This is a genomic window from Enterococcus sp. DIV1298c, from assembly GCF_017316315.1.
Classification (GTDB): domain Bacteria; phylum Bacillota; class Bacilli; order Lactobacillales; family Enterococcaceae; genus Enterococcus_B; species Enterococcus_B mangumiae.
The window spans coordinates 1-1,703 of sequence record NZ_JAFLWG010000092.1; the positions used below are offsets into that span (position 1 = coordinate 1).

The window sequence follows — 1,703 nt, forward strand, 5'->3', positions numbered from 1 at the left end:
CCATTTCTGGCGCAGGGTACCCCGCTGCATACATCGATATTTTCCCATCTTTTGGCTTGACCATTTCTAGTGCTTGATTGTTAGCAATTGTTAGCCCAACTGCAACGATCACGATATCTGCACCTTTCCCATTGGTTAATTCTTTTACTCGTTGAACAGGGTCTTCTTTCTTAGGGTTGACCACTTCAAATCCCATAGATTCAGCAATCTCAATTTTCTTTTCCATCAACTCGGAAACAATGACTCTCGCACCAAATGCACGAGCTGTTTCAGCGTTGAGTAAGCCCATTGTCCCTCCGCCGATCACAACGACGGTATCTGTACCAGATTTGATTCTCAATTTTTTCATATTCTGGATCACTGAGGAAAGTGGTTCAACAAATGCTGCTTCTGAAGGCGCTAGATCCGGACTCATCTTGACAAAGCTTTTTGCTTTTCTGATAAAATAGTTCGCAAATCCAAAGATCCCATAAAATTCATCGGAATAATTTTTGCCAAATTGCTTGATGTTTTCACAACCAGTGACTTCTCCATGCTTACATTCATCACAATAGCCACAGTAATCATAGATCACACTCACACGATCTCCAACTTCAAACGTTGCGCCGACTTTACTTCCTTTTGCTACGATCGTTCCTGCCCCTTCATGACCTCCTGCCATTGGATAGCCTTGGTGTTCTCTTAACCCTTGCCACTGTTGGTAATCCGTTGTACAAATATTGCATGCGTCTTGCTTTACCAAAATCTCATCATCTAATAACTCTGGCATTGGAATTTCTGTTACTTTTGCATTTCCTTTTTCTGCTAAATATGCGAATTTTATTTTATTGGGAATCATCTTTCCACCTCGATTTTTATTTTTATAGTCCAAACGACATAAAGTAAGCAACTACAACTGCTAATGGACCGGTAATCACGCGAGAAAATAAGATGGCAGGAACGCCAGAAGAAATCGTATCAGGATTTGCTTCTCCTAAAGTCATACCAACTGGAGCGAAATCACAGCCAACTTGAGAGTTGATAGCAAATAGAGCGGGTAAAGCATAATGCGCCGGTATGGTACCGTTTGCAATTTCTGTCCCGATCAGCAAGCCGATCACAGATGCAATAACTGCCCCTGGAGCGAGTAGTGGTGAAAGAAAAGGCAAACTCGTGATCAGACCTAAAACAACTAAACCAATCAAACTTCCAGCTAATGGTGATAAGACTCGAGCAATCAGATTTCCGATGCCAGTGTAATTGATGATCCCGATCAAGGTAGCGACAAAAGCCATGAAAGGAATAATATTCGTCATCACTGTATCGATCGTTTCACGCCCTGCTTGGTACATGATATTGATAAATGTCCCAGCCCCACGCCCGATCATATCGATAAATCCGAGGAATCCTTTTCTTTTCGTTGAATCTGTCGAAGCTTCCGCAGTAGGCGCTTCCGTTTCATCGACTGCCTTTTCCTCTTGTAAGCCTTCAGTTAAAGTAGTTGGTGCAGTTTGGATCGCTTCATCCGGCAACTCACCATCGACTAGCTGTAAATCATTCACCGTAGTCCCTGATACAAAGATATCTTCAGTCATAAATTTAGCTAGCGGACCCGAAGGCGCTTGCAATTTAACGTTGATTGTTGGGATACCCATGCGAGGATATGTGCCACATCGAGCGGTTCCTCCACAATCAATGACAGCGGCAAGTGTTTCTTCTTTTTC

Annotated in this window: 2 protein-coding genes; both read right to left on the reverse strand. The window is 42.9% G+C overall.

The window, feature by feature from the left end; translation table 11 throughout:
- On the reverse strand, positions 1-838 hold an 838-nt coding region (locus JZO83_RS14225), incomplete at its 3' end, for an alcohol dehydrogenase catalytic domain-containing protein (protein ID WP_207116130.1).
- 22 nt (positions 839-860) lie between these two features.
- The coding region (locus JZO83_RS14230; RefSeq protein WP_207116131.1) for a PTS glucitol/sorbitol transporter subunit IIB at positions 861-1,703 on the reverse strand (843 nt) is incomplete at its 5' end.